This is a genomic window from Ruegeria sp. HKCCA5463 (assembly GCF_013034175.1).
Lineage (GTDB): Bacteria > Pseudomonadota > Alphaproteobacteria > Rhodobacterales > Rhodobacteraceae > Ruegeria.
In genome coordinates, this window is the sequence record NZ_WQFL01000001.1 from 1,131,265 (window position 1) to 1,145,683 (window position 14,419).

The following is a 14,419-nucleotide window of genomic DNA, read 5'->3' on the forward strand; positions in this document are numbered from 1 at the left end:
ATTGATGCGCGCATTGTGCGGCGACCCTGCCAATCTGAGACCACCATGCGCACGATCATTTCATTTGCAGCCCTGTTTCTTTCGGTCATTCTGCTTCAGCTTTCGACAGGAGGCGTCGGGCCACTCGATGCCATATCCGGCATCACGCTGGATTTCACGACCGAACAGATCGGTCTTTTGGGGTCTTCGCACTTTCTGGGGTTTTTCATCGGCTGCTGGTGGGCACCACGTCTGATGGGCAATGTCGGTCATTCGCGCGCATTTGCAGTTTGCACCGCGTTGGGCGCGATGGGCCTCATCGGACATACGCTGACCGAAAACCCATATATCTGGGCCGCCCTGCGTGTGGCCTCGGGCACCTGCGTGGCAGGCGCATACACGGTGATCGAGGCCTGGCTGAACGCGAAGGTCACCAATGAAACCCGAGGGCGTGCAATGGGAACGTACCGGATCGCGGATATGGGCGCGTCCCTGTGCGCCCAGTTGATTATCGCCGTTCTGCCCCCGGCCTCTTACGTTTCGTACAACCTGCTGGCGATCCTGTGCTGTGCGTCACTGCTGCCGCTGACGCTGACCAAAGCAAGCCAACCCAAAACACCTGACGCGCCCCGCCTGAAACCCAAGCTGGCTTGGCGCAGCTCACCCTTGGCCGTGGCTGGCGTGATCGTGGCCGCGCTCAGTTCGGCCTCGTTCCGAATGGTGGGTCCGGTTTACGGGCAAGAGGTCGGACTTGGCGTCGATCAGATCGCATTCTTCCTGGCCTCTTTCGTACTTGGTGGAGCGCTTGCTCAATACCCCGTCGGCTGGCTGGCTGACAAATATGACCGGCGCTGGGTCCTTATATGGCTGTCGGCTGCCGCGGTACTCAGCTGCGGCGTCACCATGGCAGCCAGCGGCACCGGAACGATCGGGGTCATGTCGGCGGCCGTGTTCTTTGGCCTGACAACCTTTCCGATCTTCTCGGTCTCATCCGCCCACGCAAACGACTTTGCCACGACCGAGGAACGGGTGGAACTCTCGGCTGCCCTGATGTTCTGGTTTGCCTTGGGGGCAATTGCATCGCCCTACATAACCTCGACCCTGATCCAGCAATTTGGCCCGGGTGCCCTCTTTGCCTTCGTGGCGTTCGGGCATGTCTTCCTGATCGTGTTTGGTCTGGCGCGGATGCGGTCACGCCCCACCCCCGAGGAACGCACGAATTATGTTTACGCCCCGCGCACCTCATTCACGATTGGTCGCCTTCTGAAACGGTCGCGGGAAGAGTGAAAAACTGGGCGCCCCCGCTGTTCTTTGGATGTCTTTTTTGATCACCCCGGCCTTTTCGGTTGGTTCGGTATGGAACAAGGACGGGGCACTGCGACTCGGATTTAAGGCGTTGGAGTCCCTCTGCTTGCCCCAAAAGCTTTGGGCATGTCCCCGGAACGCGATCCAGATCGTTGCGGCAGCACGATTTTCGTTGCCTTCGGGATCTAAATCGACAAGCAGGTCAATGCCGGGCTTTTGCTGGGCGATCACATCATGTAGACGGGCGCGCAGACAGTTACGCGGAAACGGATCATGGCTCGGATTCTCATCACCTCGGCGATCCCCTACATCAACGGGATCAAACACCTCGGCAATCTGATCGGCTCGCAATTACCGGCTGATTTGTACGCGCGTTACCAGCGTGGCCGGGGGAACGAGGTCATGTTCCTGTGCGCCACGGATGAACACGGCACACCCGCCGAGCTGGCCGCCGCCAAGGCCGGCAAGCCGGTGGCGGAGTATTGCGCCGACATGTATGCGATTCAGGCTGATATCGCCAACCGGTTTGGCCTCAGCTTCGATCACTTCGGCCGTTCGTCCAGCGAGCAGAACAAGCGCCTGACCCAGCATTTTGCGGGCAAGCTGGATGACGCGGGCCTGATCCGCGAAGTCAGCGAGAAACAGGTGTATTCCAACGCCGATGGTCGCTTTCTGCCTGACCGCTATATCGAAGGCACCTGCCCCAATTGCGGCTATGATCGCGCGCGTGGCGACCAGTGCGAAAACTGCACCAAGCAGTTGGATCCGACGGACCTGATCGAGCCGCGCTCGGCCATTTCCGGATCGACCGACCTGGAAGTGCGCGAGACCAAGCACCTGTATCTGCGTCAATCCGCGATGAAGGACAATCTGGATGCGTGGATCGACAGCAAGACGGACTGGCCGGTCCTGACCACTTCGATTGCCAAGAAGTGGCTGCATGACGGCGACGGCTTGCAGGACCGTGGCATTACCCGCGATCTGGACTGGGGTGTACCGGTCAAGAAAGGCGATCAGGATTGGCCTGGGATGGAAGGCAAGGTCTTTTACGTCTGGTTCGACGCCCCCATCGAATACATCGCCTGCACCAAGGAATGGGCCGATGCCAACGGCAGGACCGAAGCGGATTGGGAACGCTGGTGGCGCACCGACAAGGGCGCGGACGACGTGCGCTATGTCCAGTTCATGGGCAAGGACAACGTGCCGTTCCATACGCTGTCCTTCCCGGCCACCATCCTGGGCACCAACGCGCACAATGAAGAGACCGGATCACCAGAACGCTGGAAGCTGGTGGATTACATCAAGTCGTTCAACTACCTGAATTATGACGGCGGCCAGTTTTCGACCAGCCAGGGCCGTGGCGTGTTCATGGATCAGGCGCTGGACATTCTGCCTGCCGATTATTGGCGCTGGTGGCTGCTGAGCCATGCGCCCGAAAGCAGCGACAGCGAATTCACCTGGGAGAACTTCCAGCAATCGGTGAACAAGGACCTTGCAGACGTTCTGGGCAACTTTGTCAGTCGGATCACCAAATTCTGCCGCTCGAAATTTGGTGAGACCGTGCCCGATGGTGGACAGTTCGGCCCCCGCGAGCAGGCCTTGATCGAAGAACTCACCAAACGTGTCCGCGCCTATGAAGGCCATATGGAGGCGATGGAGGTTCGCAAATCCGCGCAGGAGCTGCGGGCAATCTGGGTCGCAGGAAATGAATATCTACAGGCCGCAGCTCCGTGGTCCACGTTCAAGGAAGACCCCGAGCAAGCCGCCGCGCAGGTACGTCTTGGCCTGAATCTGATCCGGCTTTACGCCGTGCTCAGCGCGCCGTTCATCCCCGACACCTCGGCCCGCATGCTGAGCGCGATGAACACGCTGGATACCAGCTGGCCCGATGATGCTGCCACCGCGTTGAACGCCTTGCCGTCCGGTCACGACTTTACTGTGCCAGACGTTCTGTTCGCCAAGATAACGGATGAACAGCGCGAAGAATGGCAGGACAGGTTCGCGGGAACCCGCGACTGATCGGTCCGGCGCATTGGACGCAGGGGGCTCGTTTCGGGCCCCTCTTGTTTGGGCCCCACGGCCACGTCAGGGCCTAAGCCAGCATAGTTGCTTGAACTTTTGACCTCCGCCCCGACCGGGGCGGGACTCATCACGCTTGAGATATCGGCGCAAAAAAGTCATCCTGAGATCAGGTTCCTCCGACTCGCGTCGCCCTGGCGACTGGGTCGGTATCTTTTGTTTCCGCATCGAACGAGGCTTTCGCCATGTCCCCAGCATTCCTTTCACCCAACAAGATCAGCAGGCATTTGGCCGCCGCATTCATGCTGATGTCCTTGGGTTTGGCGCATCCGGCGACCGCGCAGGAAGAAGGGGCACCACCAAAGGTTTCCATAGCGGCGGCCTATACCGAGGAAATCACCGACGAAGCCACGTTCATCGGACGCGCCGAGGCAATCAACAAGGTCGATATCGTGGCGCGCGTAAACGGGTTTCTCAACAGCCGCGAGGTCGAGGATGGGGCGACCGTCAAAGAAGGTGATCTGCTGTTCACCATCGAACCCGACCTGTACGAGGCGACGCTTGAGGCCCGAAAGGCCGATCTGAACCGGGCCGAAGCAAATCTTGAACTGGCAAAGGTCGATCTGGCGCGTAAAGAAGAGCTCTACAAACGCGACGCGACGCCAGAGTCAGAACGCGACATTGCCCGCGCCAACGAACTGGTCGCCGAGGCAGAGGTGAAGGCGGCCAATGCTGCGATCCAGCAGGCCGAGCTTGACCTGAGCTACACGCAGATACATGCGCCATTCGACGGCCGTATCGGCAGGATCACGACCAGCGTCGGAGATGTGGTCGGGCCAAACAACCCTCCTCTGGTCAATATCGTCAGCGAGACGCCCATATATGTGAATTTCTCGTTGAACGAAAAGCTCTTCACCTCAGTCTTACAGACTTATGGTGAAAACTCGGCATCGCTGGCGGAAAGCCCGCAAAGCCCGAACGTGCACGTCATCCTACCCAACGGCACCGAGATGGATGAAGTCGGCAGAATTGTATTCGTTGACAACCGTATCGACCCATTGACCGGCGCAATTACCATTCGCGCCCAGTTCGACAACGCGGACCGGCTGATTCTGGACGGCGCCTTTGTGAATGTGCAGATCGAAGCGCTGGAACCGACCTTGCAGGTTCTGGTGCCTCAAGCCGCCTTGCAGCGCGATCAGCGGGGCGAGTTTGTCCTGGTCGTCAACGACAAGCAGATGGTTGAACAGCGTTACATCACCACCGGTGACACGGTTGGAACCGCGATTATTGTGCTGGACGGGCTGCGCGAAGGCGAAAGCGTAATTGTCGAGGGCCTGCAACGGGTTCGCCCCGGCGTCGCTGTTGACGCAGTCGTCGCCTCTGAGCAACCGGGAGAGTAACAGATGTTCTCAGCCCTGTTCATCAGCCGGCCCAAGCTGGCGCTCGTCATTTCGCTGGTGCTGACCATTATGGGCGGTATCGGATACCTTGTGCTGCCGGTCGCGCAGTTTCCCGATATCACCCCGCCCGTGGTCAATGTCTCGACCACCTATACCGGCGCAAACGCCGAGACCGTTGAAAACACAGTCGCCGCGCCGATTGAGGCGCAGGTCAACGGTGTGGACGACATGATCTACATGACGTCCAGATCATCGGATAACGGGTCCTATTCGCTGGATGTGACCTTTGAGGTCGGCACCGATCCCGACATCGCATCGGTCAACGTTCAAAACCGGGTGGCGCAGGCCATGTCGTCGCTGCCAGCCGAAGTGACTTCGTCTGGCGTGGTGACACAGAAATCTTCGACCAACATGCTGATGCTGGTCACTCTGACTTCACCAAATGGGACCTATGACAGTGTGTTCCTGTCGAACTATGCCTCGATCAATCTGCGCGATGCGCTGGCGCGGGTGCAAGGCGTCGGCAAGGCCGATGTTCTTACCAACCTTGAATACGCCATGCGGATCTGGATGGACCCGGACAAGATGGCGGCGCTGTCCATCACACCAGGGGATGTCATCAATGCGATCCGGGAACAGAATATCGAAGTGTCCGCCGGTTCGATCGGTGCGCCACCCGTTCCCGAAGGGCAGACGTTTCAATACACGATCAAATCCAAAGGCCGCCTGACATCCGCAGAGGAATTCGGTGACATTGTCATCCGGACAGGTGACGCCGGTGCCATCGTCCGCGTCAAAGACATCGCCCGGGTAGAGCTTGGCGCAGAATATTATGCGGCTTCGGGCTATTTTCAGGCGGTTCCAGCCACGGTCATCGGCATCTATCAGGCCCCCGGTGCAAACGCATTGGCGGTTTCGGAACGTGTGCAGGCGGAATTGGCGCGGCTGTCCCGCGCCTTTCCGACGGATGTCGAATATGATGTCCCCTTCAACACGACCGACTTTGTCGAGGCGTCTTTGAACGACGTGGTTTCGACCCTGATCCTGACCTTCATTCTGGTTATTTCGGTCGTGTTCGTGTTCCTGGGAAGTTGGCGCGCAACAATCATTCCAGCGGTGGCAATCCCGGTATCCCTGATCGGTACTTTTGCCTTCCTGCTGGCGTTCGGGATGTCGCTGAACACCATATCGCTGTTCGCCTTGGTGCTGGCCATCGGTATCGTGGTGGATGATGCCATCGTCGTCGTCGAGAACGTGGAGCGCATCATTGCGGATGAAGGGTTGCCCCCTGCTGAAGCGACCCGTAAAGCAATGGGCCAGATCACGGGGCCAGTCATCGCGACCACATTGGTTCTACTGGCGGTGTTCGTGCCGGTCACGTTCATGCCCGGCATCTCGGGGCGGCTGTATTCCCAATTTGCCATTACGATCTCGACCGCTGTCGTAATCTCGTCCATCAACGCACTGACCCTTTCGCCTGCCCTGTGCGGCTTGGTTCTTCGTCCCCGGTCCGGCCCTCCCAAAGGGGTGCTTGCGATGTTCGAAAACTTCATCGGCACCGTACGCAACGGCTATGTCGCCATTGTACGAAAGCTGTTGGTTTTTCCGGCCATTGCGCTGGCCATCGTGGTTGGGCTTGGCATGGGAACCGGAACAATCATGTCCAACACCTCGGCCGGATTCATTCCGCTTGAAGACAACGGGTATCTGTTCGTTGATGTACAGTTGCCTGATGCCGCAACATTGGAACGGACCGAGGCGGTGACCGCACGTCTGGATGAACAGATAAGTGAAATCCCGGGCGTCGCGAGCACGGTTCTGGTCAACGGTTTTTCGATGCTGAACGGCACGATCACCAACGGCGCTGCGATTTTCGTCAACCTCGAAAACTGGAGCGAACGGCAGGAAGACGATCTGAGCGCGGACGCCATTCTGGCCAAAGTGCTGGCGATCGCGAACGGTGAATCAGCGGCTTCGGTCCTTGCTTTCAACCCACCGCCCATCCAGGGCCTTGGTATGTCCGCCGGTGTCGAGATGGAAGTTCAGCAAACCGGCGGTGGCACACCGCAGGATCTGGCCTCGGCCGTGGGTTCGTTCGTGTATTCGGCCAATCAGAGACCCGAGATCGGGCAGGCCTATACAACCTTCCGCGCCAACGTCCCGCAGTTGTTCGTTGATCTGGACCGCGAAAAGGCCAAAACGCTTAATGTCTCGGTCGCCGAGATTTTTCAGACCATGCAGGCGCAGCTGGGGTCTTACTATGTCAATGACTTCAACCTGTTCGGCCGTGTCTATCGCGTGATGATTCAGGCCGATGGGACCTATCGGGACAATGTCGAAGATATCGCGAACCTCTATGTCCGTTCTCAAAACGGAGACATGGTGCCGCTGGGGACACTGATCGACGTTGAAAACGTGCTGGGTCCGGTCCTTCTGAAGCGCCACAACCTGTTCCGGTCGGCCACGGTGACGGCGGTCCCTGCACCCGGCTTGTCCAGCGGCGATGCAATCAGCGTGATGACCGAAGAATCCGCAACCGCCCTGCCCCCGGGCTATGCGTTCGAATGGACGGGGACAGCGCAGCAGCAGCTGGCTTCGGGCAGTCTGGTGATCATCATCCTCGGGCTTGCCATCCTGTTCGGTTACTTGTTCCTGGTGGGTCAGTACGAAAGTTGGACCTTACCTGTTTCAATCCTGCTTTCCGTTGTCGTGGCCTTGTTTGGGGCCGTGGCGGCGGTGGCCATCGTGGGCAGTGACATCAACCTCTATACGCAGATCGGTATGATCATGCTTGTCGGGCTGGCCTCGAAGAACGGTATTCTGATCGTCGAGTTCGCCATGGAGCAACGCGCCCAGGGGCTTTCCATCAAAGAGGCCGCCGCAGAGGCTGCGTATCAGCGTTTTCGCGCTGTGATGATGACTGCGCTGTCCTTCCTACTTGGCGTTGTCCCCCTGCTGGCCGCGAACGGAGCCGGTGCCGCCAGCCAGAAGGCGATTGGTGTCGCGGTATTTGGCGGGATGCTGGCCGCAACGCTGGTTGGTGTGATCGTGGTGCCCGTGCTCTATGCCCTGATGCAAGGCATGCGGGAATGGTTGAAGGGCAGCAAGAGCGACCCCGGCCCTACGGAAAAAGCCGCCTGAACACAGAAAGCCCCATCTGAACTGATGGAGCTTTCTTACAAATCCGCTGACAACATCAAGGCGTTTTCAGGCTATCCCTTATGCTCGGACCGTTCGGACATCCATTGATCGATCCGCGCAATCTGCTCGGCACTCAGCCGCAAGCCCAGCTTGTTGCGGCGCCAAACCACATCTTCGGCTGAACGGGCATATTCCTTGTCCATCAGCCACGCGACCTCTTTCGCTGTCAGGGTTGCGCCAAAATCCTCTCCCAGATCGGATACCTGTTTTGCATCACCCAAAACATCCCTTGCTTCGGTCCCGTAAGCTCTGATCAGGCGGGCAGCCCAGCTTTGGGTCAAAAAGGGATAGGCCGCCAAAAGATCGCTTTTCAGGGTTTCGACGGCATCCACCGGAAAATCCCCCCCCGGCAGTGCGACACCAGCGGTCCAGGGGCCGGGCAGGTTCGGAAAAAACTCACCGACCTTCTCAAGCGCGCTTTCTGCAAGCCTGCGATAGGTCGTGATCTTACCGCCGAACACATTCAAAACAGGCGCCCCGCCCTGCGCATCGACTTTCAACGTGTAATCCCGCGTTGCAGCAGTGGCACTGCTTGCGCCGTCATCATAAAGAGGCCGCACGCCGGAATAGGTCCACACGACATCGTCGCGCGTTATGCTTTTTTTGAAGTACTTTGATGCGAAGGCGCACAGGTAATCCTGCTCGGCCTCGGTGCAGACCGGTTTGGTCGACGGGTCCGGATGATCCTGATCCGTTGTCCCAATCAAGGTAAAATCCTGCTCGTATGGTATGGCGAAAATGATGCGGCCATCTTCGCCCTGGAAGAAGTAGCATTTTTCGTGATCGTAAAGCCTGGGCGTCACGATATGACTGCCCCGAACAAGCCGCACGCCCTCGCGAGAGTTCACGCGGATCTTGGATTGAATGATGTCGCCCACCCAGGGCCCACCCGCATTGATCAGCATTTTGGCCCGGACCACACGAGTCTCACCACTGTTCCGATCCCGAACGGACACTTCCCAAAGATCACTGACCCGCTCGGCCGAGGTCACTTCGGTTCGGACCATGATCTGCGCGCCGCGCGACTCGGCGTCACGCGCATTCAGGACCACCAATCGCGAGTCTTCGATCCAGCAGTCGGAATATTCATAAGCGGTTTCGAACTTGTCCTGCAACGGGGCCCCCTCGGGCGCTGACCGCAGGTTCAATGACGTCGTGCCCGGCAGGATTTTGCGCCCGCCCAGATTGTCATACATGAACAGGCCCAACCGGATCAGCCAGGCCGGACGCCGCCCGCGCATCCACGGCATGACCGTGCTGAGCAACCGCGAAGTCGGCGTTTCGGAATCAAACCTCATATCCTCGTGGTAGGGCAGCACAAAACGCATGGGCCAGCTGATATGCGGCATCGCGCGCAGCAGGGTTTCACGCTCGATCAGAGCCTCACGCACCAGGCGAATTTCAAAATACTCAAGATACCGCAATCCGCCGTGAAACAACTTGGTCGAGGCAGAGGACGTGGCAGAAGCGAGATCGTTCATCTCGGCCAGCGTCACCGAAAGACCTCGCCCGGCGGCGTCCCGCGCTATTCCACAGCCATTGATCCCGCCGCCGATGATGAAAAGGTCTGTGATCTGGTTGTCCGTTGACTGCATATCCATTGATTCCCTGCCTGACACGGTTGCGGGCATTAGCCAGAATGACTTTCGCTTCGTCAATGTTTATGTTCGTTTTTTTTCTTTTTGCAACACTGGTATGATTTTCAAGCAAGTTGGCTTGCCAAAATCGACAAAAAGAACAAAAACGAAAATCAATCCTCTACACCGGAACTGCCCATGTCCTTGTCCTTTCGCCAATCCGACATTCTGGAAATCGCCAGCATCGAAGGGCGCGTTACCGTCGAGGGGCTGGCTGAACGCTTTGGCGTCACCGTTCAGACGATCCGGCGCGACCTGACCGAGCTTGCAGACGCGGGCAAGCTGGACCGGGTTCACGGGGGCGCTGTCCTCCGCTCGGGTGTTTCGAATATCGGATACGAGGACCGCCGCGCGCTGAACGCGGACGCCAAGACCCGCATCGCTCAGACCTGCGCGGCTGATATCCCGGATGGCGCATCAATTTTCATGAACATCGGAACCTCGACCGAGGCCGTGGCAAGGCAGTTGCTGAACCACAAGAACCTGCTGGTGGTGACCAACAACATGAACGTTGCAAACATTCTTGTCGAAAACCCGGACTGCGAAATCATCATGGCCGGCGGCGTTTTGCGTCGAACAGACGGTGGGCTGATCGGCAACCTGACCGTATCGGCCATCCGGCAGTTCAAATTTGACATCGCTGTCATAGGATGTTCGGCCCTCGACACGGATGGCGATCTTTTGGACTTCGACTTTCAGGAGGTTCAGGTCAGCCAAGCCATCATCGAGAAGGCGCGCCGCACTTTTCTGGTTGCCGATCATTCGAAGTTTCAACGCTCGGCCCCGGCGCGGATAGGATCAATTGCCGAGCTTGACACGGTCTATAGCGACCTGCCCCTGCCCGGCAAGCTGCCAGAGCACTGTCGCGAGTGGCAGACAGATGTCATCATCTGCGACTAGAGGCGGGCAAATAACAACGTCCGCGCGAGTTGCGCGGCTTGCCAGATCGAACTTGGCCTGACACTATCCTTAATACAAAAATTTGTGCACGGGAGGGGAGGACCGGGCCATGATTGCGCTTTTATTTTCGTTGTTTATCGCCACGATGGGGCTGAACTATTTCAAGTTGACCAAGGCTGGCAACGCTTTGTTTTTCGTCACGTTGGCCATGTGTATCTACTGGCTGAAATTCCACGCCACCACACCGCTGACTATTCAACTCTGAGGGGCTTGTCATGACACCTGAACTGTCCCGCACCCTCAACGCGATCGGTATGCTTGCCGTCTGCCTTGTACTGGCCCTGGCGTTTTTCTATCAGCTCGTCCTCTATGAACTGCCCTGCCCGCTTTGCCTGCTGCAACGTGTTGGGTTCGTTGCCGTCGGTGTGGGGCTTGGTTTGAACCTGCTCTACGGTCCACGGCCGCAACACTATGCCATCGTGCTGATTGCGGCCTTGTATGGCGGCACTGTATCGATCCGCCAAATTCTTCTGCATATCGTACCCGGCACCGGGCACTACGGCTCTCCTGTTTTGGGCCTGCACTACTATACCTGGGCCGGGATCGCCTTTTTCCTTGTGTTGCTGGGCACATCGATCATGCTGTTGTTTGAACGCCAATACGCGGACCCTTCTGGTCAGGAACCAAGGTTCGGCGGAAATGCTCTGGCCAAGATCGCGTTTTTCGTCATGCTGGCTTTGGCGGTGCTGAACGCGGGTTCAACCTTGCTGGAATGCGGGCCGGGTATCTGCGCCGACCCGCCGACAAGCTACAAGTTGATTGACGAATTGGACGCCGGCAACTGAAGATACCGTAACCTTCCCCAAAAGGAGGCGCGAGCATGGGATTACTGGGACAACCGCTTGGCTATTATGACTATCTGACTTTCGTGGCATTGATCCTGCTTCTGGCGGCGGTGATGGCACTGTTTCTCTTTCTGATGGGTCTTCCGGGTCGGATCGCCATCAAGCGCAACCATCCCCATGCCGAGGCCGTAAAGATAATGGGCTGGATGGGATTTCTGGCCGTGGTGCCCTGGGTCCATGCCTTCATGTGGGCGTTCCATGATGGCGTTACGGTCGACATTCGCCGTGGCCCTGACGAGGAAAAAGACGCCATTCGTGATGAAATCAAACGTCTGGGTGGTGATGTCCGGCCTGAATATCAAGGTCGTCTGGAAACAGACGATCCGCAGCAAAGCTAAGGCCAGAGGAAGTCACAAAACATGTTTGTCGCCCTTGGCATCACGCTATTTTACATCATTTTCGTCTGGCTTATTTTCTTCAAGCTGGAACTGCTGAAATTCAACATCGCCTGGGGCATCGTATCCTTTTGGGTTGGCGCGCACCTGTTACTGATTTTTCTGGTCGCATTGCGGTTCTTTCAACCCTTCTCGGCCGACAGCCACGTGGTGCGTTCGACCATACAGATCATTCCCAAACTGACACAGCCGACGATCCTGACCGAAGTTCTTGTCGAACCGAACACACCGGTCACCAAGGGTGATCCGCTCTACCGCTTTGACGACACCGTATTTTCACTGGCGGTAGACAATGCGCAGGCGCAATTGGTCGCAGCTGAACAGAATTCCAAGATTCTGGAACAGGATGTGATCGCGTCGACCGAAGCTGTTGAACGCGCAAACGCGCAGCTGGCCTATGCGCAGACTCAGCAAGCCCGGTACGAAACTCTTGTGCCCGCCGGTGGAGCGCGGCAAGACGAACTGGACCGCTGGAACGAGCAGGTGACCGAAGACCTTGCTGCCGTCAAACAGGCCGAAGCAAATCTGGAAAAGGCGCAACTGGCCGTGGAGTCCCAGATAGACGGCGTGAACACGGGTATTCTCCAGGCAAGGGCGCAGTTGGCCGAGGCTGAGTATTTTCTTGAAAACACAACAATCTACGCGCCTGAAAACGGCATGATCGTATCGCAACAAGCCCGCCCCGGTCTGGTCGTCGGCGATGTTCGACTGGGCGCGATTGCCAGTTTCGTTACCGAGGACAGCCCCTATATTCTTGCGACCTTTCGCCAGCAGAACCTGAAATTCGTGGAACCGGGGCAAGAAGTCGAAGTGGCGCTGGATCTTTACCCGGGCGAAATCCTGACGGGCAAGGTCGAGGCGATCTGGTGGGCCACGCGCCAAGGGCAACTGATCCCTTCAGGCCGCCTGCCCGGCTTTGAACTGCCGAAACTGCCCGGTCGAATTGCCGTGCAGATCACCGTCGATATCCCGGAAGGGCACACTTTCCCGGCTGGCGGCCACGCCGCCGTGGCGATCTACACCGGCATGGGCAAAAGCTTTGAGTTCCTGAGACGCATCAACATCCGTCTCTATTCCTTCGCCAACTTCATTCGACCGCTGGATATCTGAGGATGCGCGCCATGACACTCCGCCGGTTGATGGGAACTGCACTTTGCGCCGCCACCTTCGCGGCCTGCACGCCCGTGGGGCCCGATTTCGTGCGCCCGAACTCTCCGGTCGTCAAGCAATGGATCGAGGTAAACAGCCCCAGCGTCGGCCAAAGCGGCCTGACATCGCGCAGCGCACCCGTGGTCAAATGGTGGGAAACATTCAATGACCCGACCCTCAACCGTCTGATTGCCGAAGCTTATGCCCAGAACCTGACGCTTCAGGTCGCGGGAGCGCGGGTGCTTCAAGCGCGGGCACAGTTGGGGATCGCTTTCGGCGAATTGTACCCGCAATCCCAGGCCATAGGCGCGTCTTTGCAGCGGCGGCAAATCAGCGACAATCTTGGGCCTGTTGCCGATATCAACCGGATCATCCCCCTGGATACCGAATTCTCGACGTCTCAGGTTGGGTTCGACGCCCAGTGGGAGCTGGATGTCTGGGGCGCACAACGGCGCGGCGTGCAGGCGGCGCGGTCGAATCTGGCTTTGCAGGTCGCAAACTATGATGACGCATTGGTGACACTGACCGGCGACGTGGCCGCGCTCTATGTCAATATCCGCGCGTTGCAGGAATCGTTGGCGGTCGCCCGGGAAAACATCAAATTGCAGCAGGAATCGGCGGACCTGACCCAGCTGCGGTTCAACAACGGGGTCACGACCGAACTGGACGTTCAGGAATCCACTGCGCTGCTCAACAATACCAAGGCCTTGGTGCCCGAGTTGGAAAGCGACCTGCAACAGACCAAGAATGCGCTGGCCGTGCTGCTGGGGGCCACGCCGTCCCGGATGACCAACCTGCTGGGGAATTCCGGCCGTATCCCGTCAGCGCGAACAAATGTGGCCGTTGGGGTGCCGGCAGAATTGCTGCGCCGCCGCCCGGATGTCCGCGCGGCGGAATTGGCTGCTGCGACTCAATCGGCGCAGGTGGGTATCGCGATGGCTGACCTGTATCCTCAGTTCGTGCTGTCGGGCGCAATCGGTTTGCAGGCATCGGGCGGGCGCGATCTGTTCAGCGGCAACAGCACCACCGGTCTGGCCAGTGCCGGCGTGGTCTGGAACGTGCTTAATTATGGTCGCATCAAGAACAATGTCCGCGCGCAGGATGCGGCATATCAAGCGCTGATTGCCAATTACCAGAACACCGTTCTGACCGCGTATTCCGAGGTGGAAAGCGCAATGGTCGCCTATGCGCAAGCGCGAAAACAGGTTGGGTTCTATCAGAAAAGCGTCGAAGCTTCGCGCAAGGCCGCGGATATCGCCGTAAGCCAGTACAAGGATGGAATCGCCAGCTATTCTCGCATTCTGAACACGCAGACCGCGCTTTTGCGGTCGCAGGCAAATCTGATCGAAGCGCGGCAGCAGGTGTCCAGCAATCTGGTTGCCGTTTACAAGGGTCTGGGCGGCGGATGGCAGATCCGGCAAAACCAGGAATTCCTGCCTGAAACCGTGCTGGCGGAAATGGCCTATCGCACCGATTGGGGCGATCTGCTTGAAAAAACCCCGACCCGAGCCAGCCTGAACTAGGCG

Annotated in this window: 11 protein-coding genes; 10 read left to right on the forward strand and 1 reads right to left on the reverse strand. The window is 58.2% G+C overall.

All coding sequences use genetic code 11. From position 1 onward, the window contains the following. Positions 1 to 45 precede the first annotated feature (45 nt). The 4 genes from GOW09_RS05640 (at position 46) to GOW09_RS05655 (ending at position 7,847) form a co-directional block, all read left to right on the forward strand. Positions 46 to 1,266 (forward strand): MFS transporter, encoded by a 1,221-nt coding sequence (locus GOW09_RS05640; RefSeq protein WP_171116322.1) that lies wholly within the window; start codon positions 46 to 48, stop codon positions 1,264 to 1,266. 291 nt (positions 1,267 to 1,557) lie between these two features. Beyond that, positions 1,558 to 3,303 (forward strand): methionine--tRNA ligase, encoded by a 1,746-nt coding sequence (metG, locus tag GOW09_RS05645; protein WP_171116324.1) that lies wholly within the window; start codon positions 1,558 to 1,560, stop codon positions 3,301 to 3,303. A gap of 302 nt (positions 3,304 to 3,605) precedes the next feature. After that, positions 3,606 to 4,706: an efflux RND transporter periplasmic adaptor subunit gene (locus tag GOW09_RS05650; RefSeq protein ID WP_171116571.1), complete on the forward strand. Its 1,101-nt coding sequence runs from the start codon at positions 3,606 to 3,608 to the stop codon at positions 4,704 to 4,706. 3 nt (positions 4,707 to 4,709) lie between these two features. Next, positions 4,710 to 7,847 carry an efflux RND transporter permease subunit gene (locus GOW09_RS05655; protein ID WP_171116326.1) on the forward strand — a complete coding sequence of 1,046 codons (3,138 nt, stop codon included), beginning with the start codon at positions 4,710 to 4,712 and terminating at the stop codon, positions 7,845 to 7,847. A 71-nt stretch (positions 7,848 to 7,918) separates the two neighbouring features. On the opposite strand, the gene glpD is transcribed toward GOW09_RS05655, so the two are convergent. Continuing rightward, complete coding sequence (gene glpD, locus GOW09_RS05660; RefSeq protein ID WP_371808018.1) at positions 7,919 to 9,508, reverse strand: glycerol-3-phosphate dehydrogenase; 1,590 nt, start codon at positions 9,506 to 9,508, stop codon at positions 7,919 to 7,921. Positions 9,509 to 9,682: 174 nt separating this feature from the next. Here glpD and GOW09_RS05665 point away from each other — a divergent pair, with 174 nt between their 5' ends. The 6 genes from GOW09_RS05665 (at position 9,683) to GOW09_RS05690 (ending at position 14,416) form a co-directional block, all read left to right on the forward strand. Next, the gene (locus tag GOW09_RS05665; RefSeq protein ID WP_171116328.1) at positions 9,683 to 10,444 is read left to right on the forward strand and encodes a DeoR/GlpR family DNA-binding transcription regulator; all 762 of its coding nucleotides are present in this window, start codon (positions 9,683 to 9,685) and stop codon (positions 10,442 to 10,444) included. Positions 10,445 to 10,553: 109 nt separating this feature from the next. Further along, a complete protein-coding gene (locus GOW09_RS05670) occupies positions 10,554 to 10,709 on the forward strand; it encodes a DUF5993 family protein (RefSeq protein WP_171116330.1) in 156 nt (51 codons plus the stop codon). 10 nt (positions 10,710 to 10,719) lie between these two features. Further along, complete coding sequence (locus GOW09_RS05675) at positions 10,720 to 11,289, forward strand: disulfide bond formation protein B (protein ID WP_171116332.1); 570 nt, start codon at positions 10,720 to 10,722, stop codon at positions 11,287 to 11,289. A gap of 35 nt (positions 11,290 to 11,324) precedes the next feature. Beyond that, positions 11,325 to 11,687, forward strand: a complete 363-nt coding sequence (locus tag GOW09_RS05680; RefSeq protein ID WP_171116334.1) for a DUF3302 domain-containing protein — start codon at positions 11,325 to 11,327, stop codon at positions 11,685 to 11,687. A gap of 21 nt (positions 11,688 to 11,708) precedes the next feature. Continuing rightward, positions 11,709 to 12,854 (forward strand): HlyD family secretion protein, encoded by a 1,146-nt coding sequence (locus GOW09_RS05685; protein ID WP_152457734.1) that lies wholly within the window; start codon positions 11,709 to 11,711, stop codon positions 12,852 to 12,854. Positions 12,855 to 12,865: 11 nt separating this feature from the next. Continuing rightward, a complete protein-coding gene (locus GOW09_RS05690) occupies positions 12,866 to 14,416 on the forward strand; it encodes an efflux transporter outer membrane subunit (protein ID WP_253284172.1) in 1,551 nt (516 codons plus the stop codon). Positions 14,417 to 14,419 lie beyond the last annotated feature (3 nt).

Excerpts from the sequence above, each read along its gene's own strand:
- glpD (WP_371808018.1), bottom strand. The coding sequence starts at position 9,508 with ATGGATATGCAGTCAACGGACAACCAGATCACAGACCTTTTCATCATC.
- metG (WP_171116324.1), top strand. The coding sequence starts at position 1,558 with ATGGCTCGGATTCTCATCACCTCGGCGATCCCCTACATCAACGGGATC.
- GOW09_RS05655 (WP_171116326.1), top strand. The coding sequence starts at position 4,710 with ATGTTCTCAGCCCTGTTCATCAGCCGGCCCAAGCTGGCGCTCGTCATT.
- GOW09_RS05670 (WP_171116330.1), top strand. The coding sequence starts at position 10,554 with ATGATTGCGCTTTTATTTTCGTTGTTTATCGCCACGATGGGGCTGAAC.
- GOW09_RS05650 (WP_171116571.1), top strand. The coding sequence starts at position 3,606 with ATGCTGATGTCCTTGGGTTTGGCGCATCCGGCGACCGCGCAGGAAGAA.
- GOW09_RS05685 (WP_152457734.1), top strand. The coding sequence starts at position 11,709 with ATGTTTGTCGCCCTTGGCATCACGCTATTTTACATCATTTTCGTCTGG.
- GOW09_RS05640 (WP_171116322.1), top strand. The coding sequence starts at position 46 with ATGCGCACGATCATTTCATTTGCAGCCCTGTTTCTTTCGGTCATTCTG.
- GOW09_RS05690 (WP_253284172.1), top strand. The coding sequence starts at position 12,866 with ATGACACTCCGCCGGTTGATGGGAACTGCACTTTGCGCCGCCACCTTC.
- GOW09_RS05675 (WP_171116332.1), top strand. The coding sequence starts at position 10,720 with ATGACACCTGAACTGTCCCGCACCCTCAACGCGATCGGTATGCTTGCC.
- GOW09_RS05680 (WP_171116334.1), top strand. The coding sequence starts at position 11,325 with ATGGGATTACTGGGACAACCGCTTGGCTATTATGACTATCTGACTTTC.
- GOW09_RS05665 (WP_171116328.1), top strand. The coding sequence starts at position 9,683 with ATGTCCTTGTCCTTTCGCCAATCCGACATTCTGGAAATCGCCAGCATC.